This window comes from Variovorax sp. (assembly GCF_965279555.1).
Taxonomy (GTDB): Bacteria; Pseudomonadota; Gammaproteobacteria; order Burkholderiales; family Burkholderiaceae_C; genus Variovorax.
This window is the reverse complement of the sequence record NZ_OZ257247.1, coordinates 2,760,489-2,780,855: the sequence shown is the minus strand read 5'-3', so window position 1 is coordinate 2,780,855 and position 20,367 is coordinate 2,760,489. Positions and strand designations below refer to the sequence as shown.

Sequence of the window (20,367 nt, the reverse complement as noted above, 5' to 3'; positions counted from 1 at the left end):
CTGCCGGTGGTTCAGGTCAACTCAGGTCTTGAGGCCGAGGTTCAGGTCGACGTCTTCCGCAGCGCGTGCGCTGGCGTCGGCCGCGCGGGCGCTCAGGTCGGGCGCCAGTGCGCGCCGGCCGTCGAACACGAAGCAGTCGCCGTGGTAGTGCGCGCCGCCGACCTGCTCGAAGTATTTGAGGATGCCGCCTTCGAGCTGCAGCACGTTCTCGATGCCTTCCTCGCGCATCAGGATGGCCGCCTTCTCGCAGCGGATGCCGCCGGTGCAGAAGCTCACCACGGTCTTGCCGGCGAAGTCGGCGCGGTGCTCCTTCAGGGCGGGCGGGAATTCGGTGAACTTGGCGATGCGCCAGTCGATCGCGCCGTCGAAGGTGCCTTCGTCGACCTCGAAGCCGTTGCGGGTGTCGAGCAGGGCGATTTCGCGGCCCTCGTCGTCATGGCCCTGGTCGAGCCAGCGCTTGAGCGTGGGTGCGTCCACGCCGGGTGCGCGGCCGGCGGAGGGCTGTATGGCCGGGTGGTCCATGCGGATGATCTCGCGCTTGAGCTTCACCAGCATGCGGCGAAAGGGCTGCGATGCGGACCAGCTCTCCTTGGCCTCGAGGTCGGCGAAGCGCGCGTCGGCTCGCAGGTGGGCCAGAAAAGCCCGGACGCCGTCTGCCGAACCCGCCAGAAACAGGTTGATACCCTCCGGCGCCAGCAGGATGGTGCCCATGAGGTCCAGGGCCTGGGCGCGGGCGCGCAGGTCTTCACGCAGCACGGGGCTGTCGTCGATGGCCACGAACTTGTAGGCCGCGATATTCAAAATCTCTTGCACGGGGCGGGATTCTAGGTGCCGCCGGGCCGCCCCAAGGCACCGAGCCTCCCCCTCGGGGGGTGGCGAAGCACACGAAGTGGCAAGCCGGGGGGCAATTCGTATCGCTAACTCACATGGTGGATGCGGTGCTTTCTACAATGGCTGGATGTTTGTTCACCTGCGCCTGCACACCGAGTTTTCCGTCGTCGACGGCACCAACCGAATCGATGAAGTCATCAAGGCCGCGGCTGCCGACAAGCAGCCTGCACTGGCCATCACCGACCTGAATAACCTGTTCGGCGCGGTCAAGTTCTACAAGCAGGGGCGGGGCAAGGGCGTCAAGCCGGTCATTGGCGCCGAGATCTTCATCGACGGGCTGGGCAAGGAGCCAGGTGCGCTGACCCGCATCGTGCTGCTGGTGCAGAACATGGAAGGTTATCTGAACCTCTCCGAGCTGCTGGCGCGTGCCTGGACGCAGAACGTGGCGCGCGGCCAGTCGCAGGCGGCCTGCAAGCTGGAATGGGTACAGGAACTGGCGGGCGGGCTGATCGCGCTGTCGGGCGCGCAGGCCGGGCCGCTGGGCCAGCCGTTGCTGCAGGGGCAGGGCGAGCGCGCTGCCGAACTCGCGCTGCAACTGGCGGGGATTTTTCCGCATCGCTTCTACATCGAGCTGCAGCGCGCCGGCCGTCCCGAAGACGAGCCGCACGTCATTGCCGCCGTGCAGCTCGCGGCGCGGCTGCGTCTGCCGGTGGTGGCCACGCACCCGGTGCAGTTCGCGGCCCGCGAAGACTACGAGGCGCACGAGGCGCGCGTGTGCATTTCCGAAGGCGAGATTCTGGGCAATCCGCGCCGCGTGCGCCGCTTCACCGAAGAGCAGTACTTCAAGTCGACCGCCGAGATGCAGGCCCTGTTTGCCGATGTGCCGAGCGCGCTGGCCAACACGGTCGAGATCGCCAAGCGCTGCAACCTGACGCTGGTGCTGGGCAAGCCGCAGCTGCCGGACTTTCCCACGCCTTTCATCAGCGACGGCGTGCGCATGCCCATCGGCGAGTTCTTCCGCCAAGAGTCGTTCGAGGGGCTCGAGGCGCGCCTGAAGCACCTCTACCCCGACGAGGCCAAGCGCAATGCCGAGCGCCCCCGCTACGTCGAGCGCCTCGAGTTCGAGATCAACACGATCCTGAACATGGGCTTCCCGGGCTACTTCCTGATCGTGGGCGACTTCATCAAGTGGGCCAAGGAAAACGGCTGCCCGGTGGGACCGGGCCGGGGCTCGGGTGCCGGCTCGCTGGTGGCCTATGCGCTGAAGATCACCGACCTCGACCCGCTCGAATACAAGCTGCTGTTCGAACGTTTCCTGAACCCCGAGCGCGTCTCGATGCCCGACTTCGACATCGACTTCTGCCAGGGCAACCGCGACCGCGTGATCGACTACGTGAAGGACAAGTACGGCCGCAACGCCGTGAGCCAGATCGCCACCTTCGGCACCATGGCCGCGCGCGCGGCCATCCGCGACGTGGGCCGCGTGCTGGACATGAGCTACATGTTCTGCGACGGCATCAGCAAGCTGATCCCGAACAAGCCCGGCATGTCGGTCACGCTGCAGTATCCGCCCGAGAAGAAGATCGAGGGCGACAAGAACAACTACGCCATCGAGATGGAGCCGCAGCTCGCGGAGCGCATCGAGAAGGAAGAAGAAGTCCGCATGCTGGTCGAGCTCGCGCAGAAGCTCGAAGGCATGACCCGCAACATCGGCATGCACGCCGGGGGCGTGCTGATTGCGCCGGGCAAGCTCACCGACTTCTGCCCGCTCTACCAGCAGCCGGGCAGCGAATCTGCCGTGAGCCAGTACGACAAGGACGACGTCGAAGCCATCGGCCTCGTGAAGTTCGACTTCCTGGGCCTTGCCACGCTCACCATCCTGGAGATTGCGCGCGAGTTCATCATGAAGCGCCACAAGGGCCAGGAGAACTTCGCGTTCGAGAACATCCCGCTGAACGACGCGGCCACCTACCGGCTGTTCTCCGAAGGCAAGACGGAAGCGGTGTTCCAGTTCGAATCTCGCGGCATGCAGGGCATGCTGAAAGATGCGCGCCCCACGCGGCTGGAAGACCTGATCGCGCTGAACGCGCTCTACCGCCCGGGCCCGATGGACCTGATTCCCAGCTTCGTGGCGCGCAAGCACGGCCGCGAGGAGGTCGAGTACCCGCACCCGGCCGTGGCCGAGATGCTCTCCGAGACCTACGGGATCATGGTCTACCAGGAGCAGGTGATGCAGACCGCGCAGATCCTGGGCGGCTACTCGCTCGGCGGCGCCGACTTGCTGCGCCGCGCCATGGGCAAGAAGAAGCTCGAGGAAATGGCCGAGCACCGCGAGAAGTTCCGCGCCGGTGCGCTTGCCACGCACGGCATCGTCCAGGACAAGGCCGACGAAATCTTCGACTTGATGGAGAAGTTCGCGGGCTACGGCTTCAACAAGTCGCACGCCGCGGCCTACTCGCTGCTGGCGTACCACACGGGCTGGCTCAAGGTCCACTACACGGCCGAGTTCTTCTGCGCCAACATGACCGTGGAAATGGACGACACGGACAAGCTCAAGCTGCTGTTCGAAGACGCCCAGAAGAACTTCGGCATCACCTTCGAGCCGCCTGACGTGAACCGCGGCAACTACCGCTTCGAGCCCGTGACCGACCGCGTCATTCGCTACGGGCTGGGGGCAGTCAAGGGCACGGGCCAGCTCGCGGTCGAGGCCGTGGTGCGGGCGCGCGAAGAGGGCGGCCCGTTCAAGAGCCTGTTCGACTTCTGCGTGCGCATCGACCGCCAGCGCATCAACAAGCGCACGGTGGAAGCGCTCATCAAGGCCGGCGCCTTCGACTCCATCCAGCAGAACCGCGCGTCGCTGATCGCTTCGGTCGACCGGGCCTTCGAGTTCGCCAGCGCGACCGCGGCCAATGCCTCGCAGGTCGACATCTTCGGCGACTGCGAACACGGCTCGGCCACGGCAGAGCCCGACCTGGTCGACGCCACGCCGTGGGGCGTGAAGGAACGCCTGACGCTCGAGAAGACGGCCGTGGGCTTCTATCTGTCGGGCCACCTGTTCGACGAGGTCTCGCACGAAGTGCGGCGCTTCTGCAAGCGCGAGATCGGCGACCTGCTCGACAGCCGCGACCAGCAGGTCATTGCCGGCATCGTGAGCGACTTCCGCGTGATCAACGGCCAGCGCGGCCGGCTGGCGATCTTCAAGCTCGACGACAAGTCGGAGGCCATCGACGCCACCGCCGACGAGGCGACCATCAACGCCAACCGCAACACGCTGAAGGACGACGAACTCGTCATCGTCAGCGGCCGGCTGCAACCGGCGCGCGGCGGCTTCGAGGCGCGCTTCCAGGTGCAGCAGGTGTGGGACCTGGCCACGGCGCGCTGCCGCTTCGGCAAGTTCCTGCGCGTGGCGGTGAACGGCAAGGCGCCCGACATCGCACGCCTGGTCAAGGACTTTCCGCCGCGCACCGAGCAGACCGAGGTCGGCGACCTGGTCCAGGGCCTGCCGGTGCGGCTGTCGATGGCGCGCGGCGGTGCGCAGGTCGAACTGCAGCTGGGCGAACGCGCCAAGTTCTTCCCTACCGACGCGGCACTGGCCAGTTGGACCGCGCAGGCAGAGGCCGGCAAGGCGCAGATCGTCTACGACTGAGCGAGGCGCCTCGGGCGCCTCTGGCGGATGGGCGGTTTCCTCCGCCCGGACGACGGGCTCAGTGCGACGACTGCGGCGCCACGGCCAGGTCGGGCAGCACGTTCATGATGCGCAGCGTCTGCTGTACCACCTGGCTGAACACCGGCGCCGCGACCAGGCCGCCGAAGTACTTGCCCGCGCCGGGCTCGTCGATCATCACCGCGACGATGATGCGAGGCTTGTCGATGGGCGACATGCCGGTGTACCAGGCGCGGTACTTGTTGCTGGCGTAGCCCTTGCCGACCTGCTTGTGCGCGGTGCCTGTCTTGCCGCCCACCGAGTAGCCCACGGTCTGCGCGAGCGGCGCGGTGCCGCCGGGCGCCGCTGCCAGGTGCATCATCTGCCGCACCTGGCTCGCCACCAGTGGCGAGAACACCTGCACGCCGGCCGGCTCCTCGCCGTTGTTCTTCAGCAGGCTCACCGGAATCACTTCGCCGTCGTGCGCGAATGCCGTGTAGGCGTGCGCGATCTGGAACAGCGAAGCCGACAGGCCGTAGCCGTAGGACATGGTGGCCTGCTCGATCGGGCGCCACGACTTCCACGGACGCAGCCGCCCGGTCACGGCGCCGGGGAAGGGCGTCTGCGGCTTCTGGCCCAGGCCCACCGCGGTGAGCGAGTTCCACATTTCCTGCGCCGACATGCGCTGCGAGATCTTGGTGGCGCCCACGTTGCTGGATTTCTGGATCACGCCCTCGACCGTGAGCACGCCGAAGTTCTCGTCGTCGTGGATGGTCGCGCCCGACACGGTGATGCGCCCCGGGTTGGTGTCGATGATGGTCTTGGGCGTGACGCGGCCCAGTTGCAGCGCGGTGGCGACGGTGATCGGCTTCATGGTCGAGCCGGGCTCGAACACGTCGGTCATGGCGCGGTTGCGCAACTGCTCGCCCGTGAGGTTGCGGCGGTCGTTGGGGTCGTAGCTGGGGTAGTTGGCCATGGCCAGCAGCTCGCCGGTGCGGGCATCGACCACCACCACGCTGCCGGCACGCGCCTTGTTGGTGACCACGGCGTCGCGGATCTTCTCGTAGGCCACGAACTGCACGCGGTCGTCGATGCTCAGCTGGATGTCGTGGCCCTCGGTGGGCGGCACCTGGTCTTCGGTGTCCTCGACGATGTGGCCCAGCCGGTCTTTCAGCACGTGGCGCGAGCCGGACTTGCCGGCCAGCTCCTGGTTGAAGGCCAGCTCGATGCCTTCCTGGCCCACGTCTTCCACGTTGGTGAACCCGGCCAGGTGGGCGGCGGCCTCGCCCTCGGGGTACTGGCGGCGGTAGTCGCGGCGCAGGTAGATGCCCTTGAGGTTGAGCGCCGCCACCTGCTTGGCGACCGACTGGTCGACCTGTCGCTTGATCCAGACGAAGCTCTTGTCCTCGTCTTCCAGCTTCTTGTCGAGCTCCTTCTGCGGCATGCCCAGCAGCCTGGCTACCTGCTGGAGCTTGGCCAGCACCGCGGGATCGTCGCGCTCGATGTCCTCGGGAATGGCCCAGATGCTGGGCGCCGGAATGTCCGAGGCCAGGATCAGTCCGTTGCGGTCGAGGATGCGGCCCCGGTTGGCCGGCAGCTCCAGCGTGCGCTGGTAGCGCACTTCGCCCTGGTGCTGGAAGAAGTCGTTGTTGAAGATCTGGACGTAGGCCGCGCGTGCCGCCAGCAGCATGAAGCCGAAGGCGATGCTGGCCACGATGAACTTGCTGCGCCACACGGGGGTGGGGCTGGCGAGCAGCGGACTGCTGCCGTAGCGGATGCGGCCGTTGGGATTCATGAGCCCTGATTATCGAGTTCCGGGTGACGTGCAAGTCACCCGGAAGGGCCCCGTTTTCTTAGCTGCGCATTAGGCGCAAGCAGAGATCAGCGCTTGGGGCGCAGCGACACGATCAGCGACGGGAAGATGCGCCCGTCGGTGTCGCGCGGCAGCTTGTCGGTCTTGCGCAGGCCGCGCTCGGCCGCGTCGTCCCAGCCCGGCAGGCCGCTCGACTTGCTGAGCTTGACGCCGACGATGGTGCCGTCGGGTGCCAGGCTCACCTCGAACTCCGCCGCCGGGTTGCCGTTCACGGTGTCGGCATCGGGGAAGGTGATGTTCGGGCGGACCGCCGCGGCAATGCGGCCTGCATAGCCGCTGGACGGACCCGAAGAGCGCATGGCCGTGCCCTTGGAGTCGTCGCTGCCGCTGGCGCCGGCCAGGCCCTGCATGCGCTTGAGCGTGGCGGCCCGGTCGGCGGCGGCCTGCTTCGCGGCGGCCTCGGCCTTCTTGGCTTCAGCCTGCTTGGCCTCGGCCTCCTGCTGCTTCTTCTGCTCGGCCAGCTTCTGCTGCTGTTCCTTCTTGCGCTGGGCCTCGTCCTCGGCGCGCTGCCTGGCTTCGAGCTCTTTCTTCTTCTGCAGCTGCTGTTGCTGCTGCTCGAGTTCGCGCTCTTTCTGTTCCTTCTGCTCCTTGAGCTTCTTCTCGCGCTCCAGGGCGATGTCGGGCGCCTTGGGTGCGGGAGCGGGCTCGGGGGCCTTGGCCACGGGCGGCGGAGGAGGCAGCGCCGGGGCGGGCGGCGGCGGCGCGGGAACGGGGGCCGGTGCTTGCGGTGCCTGCAGGCGGGGCGCCGCCTGTTGCACCGTGGACGACCACAGCTCCGCGTCTATAGCGCCTTCGTCGGCCTCGCTCTTCCAGCGCACGCCCCAGGTGAGCGCGGCAATCAGCAGGCCGTGCGCAATGAGGGCCAGCACGACGGCGCGCGGCGTGCCGCGCTGCTGCGGCGGTGCGAACTCGGGGCGATCCAGTGCGAGCGACATGCCTTATTTGCCGCCCGTGGTCGTGACCGACAGGCCCACGCGCTCGACGCCGCTGCGCTTGAGCTGGTTCATGGCCTTCACCACGGTCTCGTATTTCACCGACTTGTCGGCGCTGATGACCACCGGGCGGTCGTTGTCGCCGCCCTGGGCCTGCTTGGCCGCGGTGCCGATCTGCGTCATGGGGATCGACGTGCCGCCGGTGCCGGTGGACGGGTCTTTCTTGATCTGCACTTCGTCATCGCTCTTGATGACGATCTCGATGGGCTTGTCGGGCTGCTTGTTGGCGCGGTCGACCGTGGGCAGGTTGATCACGCTCGGCGTGATGAGCGGTGCGGTGACCATGAAGATGATCAGCAGCACCAGCATCACGTCGATGAACGGGACCATGTTGATCTCGTTGATCGTCCGGCGTCCTCGGCCCCGGGATGAAACGGCGGGCATGCGTCGCGCCTCCGCTCAGCGGTTGGCCGGAGCCACCGACGAAGCAGCGCCGCCGGCGGCCGGGTTGGCCGAGAGGTTGCGCTGCAGGATGTTGGAGAACTCCTCGATGTAGGTTTCGAGGGCGATGGCGATCTTGTCGATCTCGCGGGCAAAGCGGTTGTAGCCCACCACTGCCGGGATGGCGGCGAACAGGCCGATGGCGGTGGCCACCAGCGCTTCGGCGATGCCGGGGGCCACGGTGGCCAGCGTCACCTGTGTGAGGGCTGCCAGGCCGGTGAAGGCATGCATGATCCCCCAGACCGTGCCGAACAGGCCGACATAAGGCGAGACCGAACCCACGGTGGCCAGGAACGAAAGGTTCTGCTCGGCCGCGTCCAGCTCGCGCTGGAAGCTCGCGCGCATCGCGCGGCGGGCGCCGTCGAGCAGCGTGGCGGGGTCGCTCACGTGGCGCTCGCGCAGCTTCTGGTATTCGCGCATGCCGGAGGCGAAGATGCGCTCCATGGGGCCGGCGAACTTGGCGTTCTGCGCGGCGGAGGCGAAAAGCTCGTTGAGGCTGGTGCCTGACCAGAACTCGCGCTCGAAGTCGTCGTTGAGCGCACGCATGCGGCGCAGCGCAAAGTACTTGCGGATGATCGCGGCCCAGCTGGCGATCGAGACGATCACCAGCAGCAGCACGACCAGTTGAACCACGAAGCTCGCATGGAGCAGGAGATTGATGATTGAAAGATCTTGGTTCATGGCTTGATAGGTTGAGTCATGGAGCCGCTGTAGCGCTCGAGGGTTCCCGTGACTTGTTTCGGTATGCGCGCTGGACGCAAGGTGGCGGCGTCCACCCAGCCGATGCGGATCGTGCCTTCGCAAAGCAAGACAGGTGCCGCGGCACCGGTACGCTCCTGCTCTGTTTTTGATAGCACGCGCTGACCGATTATCAACGACGCGGTGCCGAGTTGTTGAAGATCGGCTGTAACCAGGAGTTCGTCGTCGAGCCGGGACGGGCGATGGTATTTGAGCTGCGTTTCGCTCACCACGAACTGGCCGCCGGTTTCCTCGCGCAGCTTGCGCTGCTCGACGCCCAGCGAGCGCAGCCACTCGGTGCGGCCGCGCTCCATGAACTTCAGGTAGTTGGCGTAGAACACGATGCCGCCGGCGTCGGTGTCTTCCCAGTAGACGCGGATCGCATACGCGTAGCTCATGAGGCCGAAGTCTCGGCCATGACCCGCAGGCGCTCGATGGATTCCTGCAGGTGCGCCATCGAGCTGGCGGTGGAAAAGCGGATGAACTTGCCGGTCTCGGCCGTGCCGAAGTCGCGGCCCGGCGTCACGGCCACGTGCGCGCGCTTCATGGTCTCGAAGGCGAAGTCCCAGCTGCCCGAAATGCCGAGCTTCCCGGCGAAGCCGGTGCAGTCGGCCCAGGCGTAGAAGGCGCCGTCGGGCATCACGGGCACATTCAGGCCCAGCGCGTTCAGCTGCGGAATGAACCAGTCGCGGCGCGCCTTGAACTCGGCGCGGCGGCGTTCGTACTCGGCGATGCTCGCGTCCTCGAAGCAGGCGAGCGCCGCGTACTGCGACACAGTGCTCGCGCAGATGAAGAGGTTCTGCGCCAGTCGCTCGACCACCGGCACCAGCACTTCGGGCACCACCAGCCAGCCGAGCCGCCAGCCGGTCATGTTGAAGTACTTGCTGAAGCTGTTGATGCTGATGACGTTGTCGTCGATGGCCAGTGCGGTCTGGCCGAAGGCGTCGTCGTACGAGAGGCCGAGGTAGATCTCGTCGATCAGCGTGATGCCGCCGCGCTGCGACACCACCTCGTGGATGCGGCGCAGCTCGTCTGGCGCGATCGAGGTGCCGGTCGGGTTCGACGGCGATGCCAGCAGCACGCCGCGCGTCTTGTCGGTCCAGGCGGCCTCGACCTTGGCGGCGGTGAGCTGGTAGCGCTCTTCGGCCGTGGTCGGCACCAGCACGGCCTTGCCGTCCGCTGCGCTCACGAAGTGGCGGTTGCATGGATAGCTCGGGTCGGGCATCAGGATTTCATCGCCCGATTCGATCAGCGCCAGGCAGGCCAGTTGCAGCGCGGCCGATGCGCCGGCGGTGACGACGATGCGGCGGGCCGGCACGTCGACGTTGAAGCGCTGGCGATACCAGGCGCTGATGCGTTCGCGCAGGTGGTCCAGGCCGGTGGCCTGCGTGTACTGCGTGGCGCCGGCGCGCACCGCGAGGGCGGCGGCTTCCTGTACCAGCGGCGGGGCGGTGAAATCGGGTTCGCCGATGTTCAGGAAGATCATCGGCCGGTCGGTGTGGGCGACTTCGCGCGCCAACGCACCGGCGGCCTTTGCCACCTCCATCACATAGAAGGGCTCGATGCGCTGCGCGCGCGTCGAAATCCTCATGCTTTCGCCTTGCCGGAAGCCCGGTCCGCTTCCACTTCGAGCGGGCGCAACTGCGGTGCCAAGCCGTTGAGCACCGCGTTCACGTACTTGTGGCCGTCGGTGCCGCCGAATTCCTTGGCCAGCTCGATGCACTCGTTGAGCACCACGCGCCACGGCACGTCGAGGCAGTTCTGGAATTCGTACACGCCGATCCACATCACGGCGTGCTCGATGGGCGAGATTTCCTCGAACTTGCGGTCCAGCAGCGGGCGGATCAGCGCGTCGAGCTGCTCCGCGCCTTCGATCGAGCCGTGCAGCAGCGCGTCGTAGTGCAGGGCGTCGGCCTTGTGGAAGCCGGCGAGGTCGCGCGTGAAGTGGTCGATGTCGGTCGGGTCGTTGCGGCCCACCAGGTGCTGGTAGAGCGCCTGCAGCGCGAACTCGCGTGCGCGGCTGCGGTTCGACTTGGCCGAAGCCTTGCGCGCGCCGGTGCTCGTGAGGCCGACGCGCGACTGGCGCGGCTTGGCGCCATCGGCGGGCTTCGCGGGCTTGAGGGGCTTGGAGGTGTCTTCGGTCATGAGAGGGTGGCCAGCAGTTGCGCCATCTCGACTGCCACGCGGGCCGCGTCGCGGCCCTTGTCGGTCTGCCGGGCAACGGCTTGCTCGAGGTTTTCGGTGGTGAGGATCGCGTTGGCGATGGGAAGTCGGTAGTCGAGCGCGACGCGGCTCACGCTGGCGCCCGACTCGTTGGCCACCAGTTCGAAGTGGTAGGTCTCGCCGCGGATGATGCAGCCCAGCGCCACCAGCGCGTGGTAGCCGCCGCGCTCGGCGAGCGCCTGCAGCGCCACCGGCACTTCGAGCGCGCCCGGCACCTGCAGGTGGTGGATGTCGTTGGCGGCCACGCCCAGTGCCTCGAGTTCCGAGAGGCAGGCCGAGGCCAGCGCGTCGGTGATGTCGGCGTTGAAGCGCGCCTGCACGATGCCGATGCGCAGGCCTTTTCCGTTGAGTGGCGTGTTCTCGCCCTTGTTTGCGCCTTGCATGGTCTGGTCAGTCTTTCGTGAGGTAGCCGGCAATCTCGAGGCCGTAGCCCGCCGCCATGCTCGGCATGCGACGCGGCGTGCCCAGCAGGTTCATCTTGTGCACGCCGCATTCGCGCAGGATCTGCGCGCCGATGCCGTAGCTGCGCAGGTCCATGCGGCCGCGCTCGGGGGCTTGCGCGGGGCGCGCGGTGCCGTCGAACTGGGCCAGAAGCTCGCCGGCGGTTTCGCCGCAGTTCAGCAGCACGGCCACGCCCTTGCCCTCGTTGGCGATGTGCGAGAGGCTGGCGTCCAGGCTCCACGAGTGCAGCGAGCGGTTGATTTCGAGCGCGTCGAGCACCGACAGCGGCTCGTGCACGCGCACCGACACCGTGTCTTCAGGTGCCCACTTGCCGCGAACCAGCGCCAGGTGCACGCCGCGGCTGGGCTTGTCGATGAAGGCGTGGGCGGTGAAGGCTCCCCAGTTGGTCTGGATCTCGCGGCAGCCGACCTTCTCGACCAGCGACTCGACGCGGCTGCGATGCTCGATCAGCGCGGCGATGGTGCCGATCTTCATGTTGTGCTCGGCCGCGAAGATCTGCAGGTCGGGCAGGCGGGCCATGGTGCCGTCTTCGTTCATCACCTCGCAGATCACGGAGGCGGGCGAGCAGCCGGCCATCGCGGCGAGGTCGCAGCCGGCTTCGGTGTGGCCGGCGCGCATGAGCACGCCGCCGTCCACCGCCTGCAGCGGGAAGATGTGGCCGGGCTGCACCAGGTCGGCGGCCACGGCGTTGGGCGCCACGGCGGCCTGCACGGTGCGCGCGCGGTCGGCGGCCGAGATGCCGGTGGTCACGCCTTCGGCGGCCTCGATGGAAACGGTGAACGCGGTCGAATGCTTGGCGCCGTTGCGCTGGACCATCGGCGGCAGTTGCAGCCGCTCGCACATTTCGCGCGAGAGCGTCAGGCAGATGAGGCCGCGCGCATGGCGGGCCATGAAGTTGATGGCTTCGGGCGTGATGTGGTCGGCGGCGATGACGATGTCGCCTTCGTTCTCGCGGTCTTCCTCGTCCACCAGGATCACCATGCGGCCGGCGGCGAGGTCGGCCACGATGTCCTCGACCGGCGAGATCGGGGCGGGGGCGCGCGCGGCGCGGGGGGCGCCGATCGGCGTGACGGAGGCGTTCATTCGGCTGTGTCCTTGGAATACGTGGAAGACGGGGGCACCAGCACGCCGGCCTGGAGCATGCGCTCCACATAGCGCGCCACGGTGTCGATTTCTAGGTTGACCTTCGAGCCGGCCTTCAGGCCGCCGAGGGAGGTGTTTTCGACGGTGTGCGGGATCAGGTTGATGCTGATCTCGGCGCCGCCTTCGATGTCGTCCACCTTGTTGACGGTGAGGCTCACGCCATTGATGGTGATGGAGCCCTTGTAGGCCAGGAAGCGGGCCAGCGCTGGCGGTGCGAGCACGCGCAGCTCCCAGCTTTCGCCGACCGGCTCGAAGAAGCTCACGCTGCCGATGCCGTCCACATGGCCCGACACGATGTGGCCGCCGAGGCGGTCGCTGGCGCGCAGGGCCTTCTCGAGGTTGATGCGGCCGCCTTCGTCGGTCAGGCCGGCCGTCTTGTCGAGCGACTCGGCCGAAATGTCGATGGTGAACTGCCGTTGCTCGGGGACGAGGGTGGTGACGGTCATGCAGGCGCCGTTGAGCGCGATGCTGTCGCCGAGCCCGACGTCGTCGAGGTAGCCGTCAGGCGCCTCGATGCTGAGTCTTTTGCCGTAGGAGGAGGAGGTGCCGAGGTCGTGGATGGCGGCGATGCGCCCCACGCCGGTGATGATTCCGGTGAACATCCGCGCATTTTCGCAGACATCGTGAGCCCCCCGGCTCTTCATGGCGCTTTGCGCCATGTAATTCGCCCCCCCCGGGGGGAGGCGCGGCCCGCCTTGGGGCGGCCCGGCGGCGGCCGCTCGTGCGCCGAAGGCTAGAACGCGTCCCTCCCGGCGACCCGGGCCACGATGCGCAAGTCCGGCCCGAGCATGTCCACGGACTTGAATTCGAGGGGCAGGGCGCCCGCCAGCGAGGTCAGCGGACCGCCTGCGTGCAGGTGGCTGGCGATGTCGAGCCCGGTGCCGATCAGTTTGGGCGCCAGATAGACCAGCAGCTCGTCGACGCAGCCTTCGCGCAGCATCGAGCCATTGAGCTTGTGGCCCGATTCGACGTGCAGCTCGTTCACGCCGCGCGCCGCCAGGTCCTGGAGCATGGCGCGCAGGTCGACCTTGCCGTCGGCATTGGGCAGGCAGGTGACTGTGGCGCCCTTTGCCTCCAGCGCCTCGGCTTTCTTGTCGTCGCGGCTGGCCGCGTAGATCCAGACGGCGCGGCCTTCGATGAATATGTTCGCGCCAGGCGGCGTCTGCAGCCGGCTGTCCACCACGACCAGGTGCGGCTGGCGCGGGGTCTGGACCAGTCGCACGTCCAGTCGCGGGTTGTCTTCGAGCACGGTTCCGACGCCGGTCAGCATCGCGCTGGCGCGAGCCCGCCATGCATGGCCATCGGTGCGGGCAGCTTCCGACGTGATCCACTGGCTCACGCCGTTCTCGAGGCCGGTCTTGCCGTCGAGCGACGCGGCGACCTTCATCCGTACCCATGGGGTCTTGCGGACCATGCGGCTCAGGAAGCCGATGTTGAGTTCCCGCGCTTCTTCCGCGCCCGGCCCTACCTCGACCTCGATGCCTGCGGCGCGCAGCCGCTCGAAACCCTGGCCGGCGACCAGCGGGTTGGGGTCGCCGAGGGCCGCGACGACGCGGCTCACGCCCGCCGCAATCAGCGCGTCGCAGCAAGGGCCGGTGCGGCCGTGGTGCGCACAGGGCTCCAGCGTGACCCAGGCAGTCGCGCCAACGACTGAATTGCCCCGCGCCGCCGCATCGCGCAGCGCCATGACTTCGGCATGCGGGCCGCCGACCTGCTGGGTGTGGCCCTGGCCGATCACGGTGCCGTTGGCGGCCACCAGGACGCAGCCGACGCGCGGATTGGGATCGGTCTCCGGGCCGGCCTGACGCGCGAGATTCAGCGCCTGGATCATCAAATTCGCGGTTTGATTTTTCATTTTTTTATTTATTGATTCGAATATTTTTGAAGTGTGAATTCTTGAGGCAATTGAAAAATAGCCATTGGTCTATTTGTTTTGACCGTTTGTCGTGAAATTCGCCAGCCAATAGAAATTTGAAAAATAGAATTTCCGGATATCGAATCAGGGGAGAAGGTCCGCCTAGGCACAGCAGTGCGAAGCGGCCGAACGCACAACATGAATAACGGATTCTGCGCGTCCGCGAGAGCACGCCCGCGCCATGCGGGAAGGCGAGGGGGCTTCACCCTCTTCGAAATGATGGTTGTCGTCGCATTGATGACTGTCCTCCTGGCAATGGCGCTGCCCGGTTTCAGCCGCCTTACTGAAAAGTACCGTGTCGAAAGCATGGCTTCGGCCTTGATGGCGAGCGTGAGCCAGGCGCGCTCGGAAGCGGCCCGGCGCGGAAAGACCGTGACCATCCAGGCGCGCACGGGGTGCACCGGCAGAGACTGGAGTTGTGGCTGGGACACCCTGGCAGGCAGCGGCGACGCAGCCGAAATCATCAGGCGGCAAGACCCCGACACGCGGGTCGCAGTCCAGAAAAGCCCGACCGGCGCCATGTCCTTCGACCCAATGGGCCACTCCTCCGGCTTCGCCGGCTTCAGCTTCTACCCAGTGGGAAATGCCGATTCTTCCAATGCTGCTGCGGTGTGCATTTCGCTTGCCGGGCGCCTTCGGCTGGTGAAGGGAAGCGGCTCATGCTGAGCGTTCCTGTTCGCAAGCCTCGTCGGAAGCGAAAGCAGCAGGCAGGCCTCTCGATGATCGAGGCCATGGTGGCCATTCTCTTGCTTTCGTTTGGCCTGACGGCGCTGGCCGGCTTCCAGCTGCGCGTGCTTGCAGACAGCGCAGGTGCCAGCAACAAGAACATCGCGGTGCAGTTGGCCGGCGACATGGCAGATCGCATTCGTGCCAACCTTGTTGCAGGCGCGGCATCCAACAGTCCCTACGTGGCCAACTGGTCAGCGGCGAGCGCCACCGCCCCCGAGCCTCTATGTGCCGGAACCAGCGCGACTTGCACCGCCGCCCAACTCGCGGCCAACGACCTGTGGAACTGGAAACGCGCGGTAGCGGCCGCGCTGCCGGGCGGACAGGCAAACGTGCAGAGCAACGAAGCGGTCGGCGGCTTGCTGTTCGTGCATATCGCGTGGAACGAGCCCGCCGTCTCCAACCCGATCGCACCGGACTCGAACTGGAACTGCCCGACCGGCAAGGCCTGCATGGAAGTCGTCGTCGCGGTGCCGCAGCCGTGAGCAGCAGGGCATTTGCACCCGGCCCGTGGCAGGCCGGCTTCACGCTGGTCGAGTTCCTCGTCGCATTGATCATCGGCATGCTGGTGGTGCTGGCTGCCGTGGCCGGCATGCTCGGCACGCGCACGACAGCCATGACGGGCGACGATGTCAACGCGCTCAACCAGTCGTCGGCTTTGGCGTTCAGGCTGCTGGGCCAGCAGATCCGGCAGGCGGGCTACATACCGATCGACGTCACCGAACCGCTGTACTACTTCAACTTCAATGCGGACAAGAACACCAATCTGGCGAGCGAGCCGGTTTTCTTCGCGATCAAGGGAGAGGAGGCGCCGCGCGGTTCGGTGAACGACAAACTGAAGGTCGGCTATGCGCCGAGTCCCGACCACTTCAAGGACTGCCTGGGTCAGGGGCCGAGCAGCACAGCCGCCAATGCGTACGACCCGGCCAATCCCGCCGCATCGGGCAACCTCCGATTGATCACCAGCGAGTTTTCCGTGGCGGACGGGGTTCTGAAGTGCAAGGGCAGCGGCAGTAACACGCCGCAGCCGATCGTCGATGGCGTGGAGCGCTTCGACGTCATGTACGGCATTGGTGCCGAGGCCGGGAGCGAACGGGTGGTGCGCTATGTGACGGCAGCCGGCGTTGCGAACTTCAACCTGGTTCGCACGGTGCGCGTCTGCCTGCAACTGGCGGGCAGTTCCAGGAACAACCCGGGCGGCGGCTACACCGACTGCGACGGTGCGTCGAAGACCACCAGCGACGGCAAGCTGCGGCGCGTGTACACGGCGGTGTTCGCGCTGCGCAACAACCTGGGGGCGCTATGACGCACTCCCGGTGCCTTCGAGTGCCTGGGGCACAGCGCGGGTTCTCGCTTTTCATCGTGCTGGTCATGCTGCTGCTCTCGGCCTTGCTGGCAGTGGGCGGCGCGCGGATGGCCCAGTTGTTCGAGTCCGTGGCGGGAAACCAGCGTGAGCATCAACGCGCTTTCGAGGCCGCGGAAGCGGCACTGCTGGACGCGGAACGTGACATCCGGCAACTGGCCTTTGCCAGCACGAGCAAGACCTATGTTGCGTGTTCGGCACTATCGACGTCGCGCTGCCGCAAGGCCGAAGATGGCCGCGTCTTTCCCGATAGGGAGACGGGCTGGGTGACCGCCTACGTAAACGATGGCCCCAACAGCTGCGAGCGCGGCATCTGCTACTTCGCGGCGATCGATTCGGTGGCGGCTGCACGCGGCAGCGAGGCTTACCGTTTCTGGACCCGCGATGCGTATGCGAGCAAGCACGCGTCTTACGGGCAGTTCACCGGGGCTCCCAGCGCCGGCAATCCGGCGCTTGCCGGCGCCAGGTACTGGATCGAAGTCATCGACCGCAAGAACAGCAAGTACCCGTTGTACCGGATCACCGCAGTCGCCACGGGCGCTCGCAGCGCGAGCACCGCCGGCGGGACGCAGGTCGAGTTGCAGATGTCGTTCGACCCGGATCCGGTCACCAAGGTGAATTGAGTAGTGCGAGAGGGAGGAATATGAAAAACATCAGAGAATTTTCGAGAGCCGCCGTGGCGTGCGGCCTGATGCTGGCGCAGTGCTTCGGCCACACCGCGCAATATCCGCTGGCGCAGGCGCCGCGCAATACCGCCGTCAGGGAGCCGGCGCCGAACGTGATCGTGTCTGTCGACAACTCGGGCAGCATGAATTGGTCGTCCCGCGCATCGGACGGAAATACGCCCGTTGCAGGAACGCCCTCGCGAATGGAGGCGCTGAAGACCGCGCTCCGGGAAAACTTCTCGGCGGCCAACATTCCCAACGACCGGATCCGCCTCTCCTGGCAGGCGATGAACAGCAACAGCAACGACAGCAGCTGCGTCGGTTTCTTTGGCGACACCTCGGCGGGAAGTCATGGGGCCAGCAGATGTTTGGTTGGTGGCCGCGCCAACGCAAACCTGATGCGCTCGCTGGACGGTACGCATCGTGCCAATTTCATGGCTTGGGTCGATGCGTTGTCGCCGAACGGCGGAACACCGCTGCACGCCATGATGACCCGGGCCGGCGAATACATGAAGACCACCGGCCAATACAGCCCATATTCGGACGACCCGGGTGTGGAGGGGGCCGCGCAGTCGAGTTGCCGGAAATCCTTCCATATCCTCATGACGGACGGCGAGTACAACCGCTTCGGGTTCAACCAGGATCCAGCGCAACTCGGCATGCCGGCCATCGGCAACGAGGACGGGTCGCGCCGCGTCCTGCCCGACTCCGTGGTCTACCTGCCGCGCGCGCCCTACGGGGACAACGCGGGAGCCGTCAACAATGTCGCCAACTGGAACGAGAGTCCGCGCGGTGCCTGGAAACCCACGGCCGAATATCGTCCGACCCTGGCCGACATGGCTTTTCACTACTGGGCCAGCGATCTGCAGCCGGACGTGCCGAACAATCTCAAGCGTGTGATTGCCGAAGGCGGCAACGTGGCGATAGGCGCGGCGACTATCCCCGAGTACTGGAACCCCAGGAACGATCCGGCCACCTGGCAGCACCTGACGACCCATACCATCGGTTTTGGCGCTGCGTCGTCGTGGACGGGGGCGCCGGCCATTTCGGCGGCGGCGTCGAAGCCGACCTACAGCGGTGACTATGCAAGCCTGGTCGACGGCACGATCCGATGGGCGAACCCGCTCGCGAACACGCTGCACGCGACGGAAACCTCCGGGCCCGATGGCTCCGTCACAACCCGACCCCCCTACTGGCGTACTGGTGGCTATTCCCACGAACGGGCCGCCAACATTGCCGCTGTCCGCATGGACCTCTGGCATGCCGCCCTCAACGGCCGCGGCACCTTCACGCCAGCCTCGAATGCGCAGGCACTCAGCGATGCCTTCAGCTCCATCCTCGGGCAGATCCTTCTCGACACCCGCCTGTCTCCGGCCTCCATTGCTGCAAGTGCCTCCAGGGTGTCGGCCGGCACGGCGGTCTACCAGGCCGGCTACGACACGGCCGACTGGTCCGGCATGCTCACCGCCACCAGGTTCGGCACCAATGGCCGGCTGTCGGACACGGCCGAATGGTCGGCACGTGACCTGCTTGACGCCCGCATGGCGGCGGCAGGCGCGCACGACAGCAATCGCAAGGTGCTCAGTTTCTCGGGCGCCGCGGCCGCCGGTTCCGGCGTGCCGTTCCGGTGGGCGAGCCTGAGCGATGCGCAAAAGGCCGCGCTCAAGGGAAGCACCAGCACCGATGACAAAGACACTGCCCTTGGGCGGGCCGTGCTCGACTTCCTGCGCGGAGACCGCAGCAACGAGGGCGCTGGCCTGGAACTGCGCAAGCGCGGCCATGTGCTCGGCGACATCGTCGGCTCCAGCGTCTGGTACACGGGGCAGCCCAACAGCGGCTTCACCAACGATGCCTACGCCAAATTCGCCTCGGTCGCCCGCACGCCGATGGTCTACGTGGGCGCCAACGAGGGCATGCTGCACGCCTTCAACGCAAACACCGGCCAGGAAGCGTTCGCCTACGTGCCCGAAGGCCTCTACGGCACGGCAGCCGCGCCCAGGCTCAAGCGGCTCAGCGAAGGCAGCTATTCACACAGGTACTACGTCGACGGCAGTCCCTTCGTGGCCGACATCCATATGGGGGCCACGGCCACGACCACCGAGGCCCAGAAGGTGGGGGCGTGGAAGTCTTTCCTCGTGGGCGCGCTGGGGGCGGGCGGCAAGGGCTACTTCGTGCTCGACGTCACCAAGCCTCAGGAGATCGACGAGTCCAAGGCGGCCCAGACGGCGCTGATCGACACGACCGCGCTTTCCGACGACGACCTGGGCCACCAGTTCCAGCAACCCGTGCTCGACTCTTTTTCCAGGCGTGCGCTGCAGGTGGCGCCGCTGAACAACGGGCGCAAGGCCGTGATCCTGGGCAATGGCTACAACAGCACGAGCGAGAAGGCGATGCTGTGGATCCAGTACCTCGACGGCGACAAGTCGATCCTCAAGATCCCCGCTCCCGTCACCCAGGGCGCCGGCGCTGGCAACGGGCTGTCCGCTCCGCGGGTGGTGGACCGTGACGGCGACGGCAAGGTCGACTTTGCCTATGCAGGCGACCTGCTGGGAAACATGTGGCGCTTCGACCTGAGCGATCCCGACAGCCGCAAGTGGAAAGCCACGTTGGGTTCCGCCGCCACCGCATCGAGCCTCGACAACGTGCCGCTGTTCGCGGCGGGAGCCACGCAGCCGATCACGGCGGCGCCGGTGGTCGTCGGTCATCCGCGTGGCGGCTACATGGTGGTGTTCGGCACGGGAAGGCTGTTTGCCGTCGGCGACGAAAGCAGCACCGCCAGCCAGTATCTGTACGGCATCCGGGACGGGGCCAACGGAAGCACCGGTACGGCCGTGCTGACAGACCTGGTGGCGCAGACCGTCGGCGCAGCCACCGTCGAGGAAGACGGTGGCGAGTTCCGCACCGTCTCGAACAACAGCGTGAGCTACAGCGGTTCCCACGCCAAGCGCGGCTGGTACTTTCAGCTGCCGGCCTCCAGGGAGCGCATCGTCTACCCGGGCGATGCCTTGAGCAGCAGCGCAGCCCTGTTCTCGAGCACCGTTCCCGGCGCCGGCGGCAATTCGCTCGATTGCACCGCGGGCACCAACGACGATGGCTGGTCGATGGTGATCGACTTCTTCAGCGGCTCCGCCCCCGGCGGCATTGCCTACGGCACGGCGACCGCCACCGCCGGCTATCTCGGTTTTCGGAATCACGCCGGCAAGGACGACATCGTCTTCGAGCCGCAGGGCCGGGAGAAGGGCAAGGACGTGATCTGCAATACGGCCGGCGCGTGCAAGACGCCGATGCGGCCGGACATCGTGCGCCGCTTCGGCTGGCGCAATCTGATGTCGTCGTCGAACTGACGCCGAGG

At 66.7% G+C, this 20,367-nt stretch carries 18 protein-coding genes; 6 read left to right on the top strand and 12 right to left on the bottom strand.

Annotation, left to right across the window (positions count from 1 at the left end; translation table 11 throughout):
* Nucleotides 1-21 precede the first annotated feature (21 nt).
* Nucleotides 22-813, bottom strand: a complete 792-nt coding sequence (locus tag ACQY8B_RS13280) for a sulfurtransferase (protein ID WP_422087123.1) — start codon at nucleotides 811-813, stop codon at nucleotides 22-24.
* A 145-nt stretch (nucleotides 814-958) separates the two neighbouring features.
* Between ACQY8B_RS13280 and dnaE the strand changes: the two genes are divergently transcribed.
* Nucleotides 959-4,477, top strand: coding sequence for a DNA polymerase III subunit alpha (gene dnaE / locus ACQY8B_RS13275; protein ID WP_422087122.1), 3,519 nt, complete (start codon nucleotides 959-961; stop codon nucleotides 4,475-4,477).
* A gap of 58 nt (nucleotides 4,478-4,535) precedes the next feature.
* Here the strand turns inward: dnaE and ACQY8B_RS13270 are convergent, their stop codons facing one another.
* From ACQY8B_RS13270 to ribD, 11 genes are all read right to left on the bottom strand, one after another.
* The gene (locus ACQY8B_RS13270; protein WP_422087121.1) at nucleotides 4,536-6,269 is read right to left on the bottom strand and encodes a peptidoglycan D,D-transpeptidase FtsI family protein; all 1,734 of its coding nucleotides are present in this window, start codon (nucleotides 6,267-6,269) and stop codon (nucleotides 4,536-4,538) included.
* 86 nt (nucleotides 6,270-6,355) lie between these two features.
* Entirely contained in the window at nucleotides 6,356-7,282 is a 927-nt protein-coding gene (locus ACQY8B_RS13265; protein WP_422087120.1) for an energy transducer TonB, read from the bottom strand.
* A gap of 3 nt (nucleotides 7,283-7,285) precedes the next feature.
* Entirely contained in the window at nucleotides 7,286-7,723 is a 438-nt protein-coding gene (locus ACQY8B_RS13260) for an ExbD/TolR family protein (RefSeq protein ID WP_081271152.1), read from the bottom strand.
* Between the two features lie 15 nt (nucleotides 7,724-7,738).
* A complete protein-coding gene (gene tolQ / locus ACQY8B_RS13255; protein WP_081271153.1) occupies nucleotides 7,739-8,461 on the bottom strand; it encodes a protein TolQ in 723 nt (240 codons plus the stop codon).
* Nucleotides 8,458-8,916 (bottom strand): YbgC/FadM family acyl-CoA thioesterase, encoded by a 459-nt coding sequence (locus ACQY8B_RS13250; RefSeq protein WP_422087119.1) that lies wholly within the window; start codon nucleotides 8,914-8,916, stop codon nucleotides 8,458-8,460. The genes tolQ and ACQY8B_RS13250 overlap by 4 nt, the downstream gene beginning before the upstream one ends.
* A complete protein-coding gene (locus tag ACQY8B_RS13245) occupies nucleotides 8,913-10,109 on the bottom strand; it encodes a pyridoxal phosphate-dependent aminotransferase (RefSeq protein ID WP_422087118.1) in 1,197 nt (398 codons plus the stop codon). The genes ACQY8B_RS13250 and ACQY8B_RS13245 overlap by 4 nt, the downstream gene beginning before the upstream one ends.
* The gene (gene nusB / locus ACQY8B_RS13240) at nucleotides 10,106-10,663 is read right to left on the bottom strand and encodes a transcription antitermination factor NusB (RefSeq protein WP_081271156.1); all 558 of its coding nucleotides are present in this window, start codon (nucleotides 10,661-10,663) and stop codon (nucleotides 10,106-10,108) included. Before nusB ends, ACQY8B_RS13245 begins: the two co-directional genes overlap by 4 nt.
* Nucleotides 10,660-11,124 (bottom strand): 6,7-dimethyl-8-ribityllumazine synthase, encoded by a 465-nt coding sequence (ribH, locus tag ACQY8B_RS13235; protein ID WP_081271157.1) that lies wholly within the window; start codon nucleotides 11,122-11,124, stop codon nucleotides 10,660-10,662. Before ribH ends, nusB begins: the two co-directional genes overlap by 4 nt.
* 7 nt (nucleotides 11,125-11,131) lie before the next feature.
* Nucleotides 11,132-12,286, bottom strand: a complete 1,155-nt coding sequence (ribBA, locus tag ACQY8B_RS13230; RefSeq protein WP_081271158.1) for a bifunctional 3,4-dihydroxy-2-butanone-4-phosphate synthase/GTP cyclohydrolase II — start codon at nucleotides 12,284-12,286, stop codon at nucleotides 11,132-11,134.
* The gene (locus ACQY8B_RS13225; RefSeq protein ID WP_422087117.1) at nucleotides 12,283-12,948 is read right to left on the bottom strand and encodes a riboflavin synthase; all 666 of its coding nucleotides are present in this window, start codon (nucleotides 12,946-12,948) and stop codon (nucleotides 12,283-12,285) included. Before ACQY8B_RS13225 ends, ribBA begins: the two co-directional genes overlap by 4 nt.
* A gap of 131 nt (nucleotides 12,949-13,079) precedes the next feature.
* On the bottom strand, nucleotides 13,080-14,201 hold the full coding sequence (ribD, locus tag ACQY8B_RS13220; protein ID WP_422087116.1) for a bifunctional diaminohydroxyphosphoribosylaminopyrimidine deaminase/5-amino-6-(5-phosphoribosylamino)uracil reductase RibD: 1,122 nt from the start codon (nucleotides 14,199-14,201) through the stop codon (nucleotides 13,080-13,082).
* Between the two features lie 276 nt (nucleotides 14,202-14,477).
* Between ribD and ACQY8B_RS13215 the strand changes: the two genes are divergently transcribed.
* The 5 genes from ACQY8B_RS13215 to ACQY8B_RS13195 all read left to right on the top strand — a co-directional run bounded on the left by ACQY8B_RS13215 (nucleotide 14,478) and on the right by ACQY8B_RS13195 (nucleotide 20,359).
* Entirely contained in the window at nucleotides 14,478-14,927 is a 450-nt protein-coding gene (locus ACQY8B_RS13215) for a GspH/FimT family pseudopilin (protein WP_422087115.1), read from the top strand.
* The gene (pilV, locus tag ACQY8B_RS13210) at nucleotides 14,921-15,472 is read left to right on the top strand and encodes a type IV pilus modification protein PilV (protein ID WP_422087114.1); all 552 of its coding nucleotides are present in this window, start codon (nucleotides 14,921-14,923) and stop codon (nucleotides 15,470-15,472) included. The genes ACQY8B_RS13215 and pilV overlap by 7 nt, the downstream gene beginning before the upstream one ends.
* Nucleotides 15,469-16,293 carry a PilW family protein gene (locus ACQY8B_RS13205; RefSeq protein ID WP_422087113.1) on the top strand — a complete coding sequence of 275 codons (825 nt, stop codon included), beginning with the start codon at nucleotides 15,469-15,471 and terminating at the stop codon, nucleotides 16,291-16,293. The genes pilV and ACQY8B_RS13205 overlap by 4 nt, the downstream gene beginning before the upstream one ends.
* 65 nt (nucleotides 16,294-16,358) lie before the next feature.
* Nucleotides 16,359-16,973 carry a pilus assembly PilX family protein gene (locus ACQY8B_RS13200; RefSeq protein WP_422087112.1) on the top strand — a complete coding sequence of 205 codons (615 nt, stop codon included), beginning with the start codon at nucleotides 16,359-16,361 and terminating at the stop codon, nucleotides 16,971-16,973.
* A 53-nt stretch (nucleotides 16,974-17,026) separates the two neighbouring features.
* Entirely contained in the window at nucleotides 17,027-20,359 is a 3,333-nt protein-coding gene (locus ACQY8B_RS13195) for a pilus assembly protein (protein ID WP_428745023.1), read from the top strand.
* The last annotated feature ends 8 nt before the right edge of the window (nucleotides 20,360-20,367 follow it).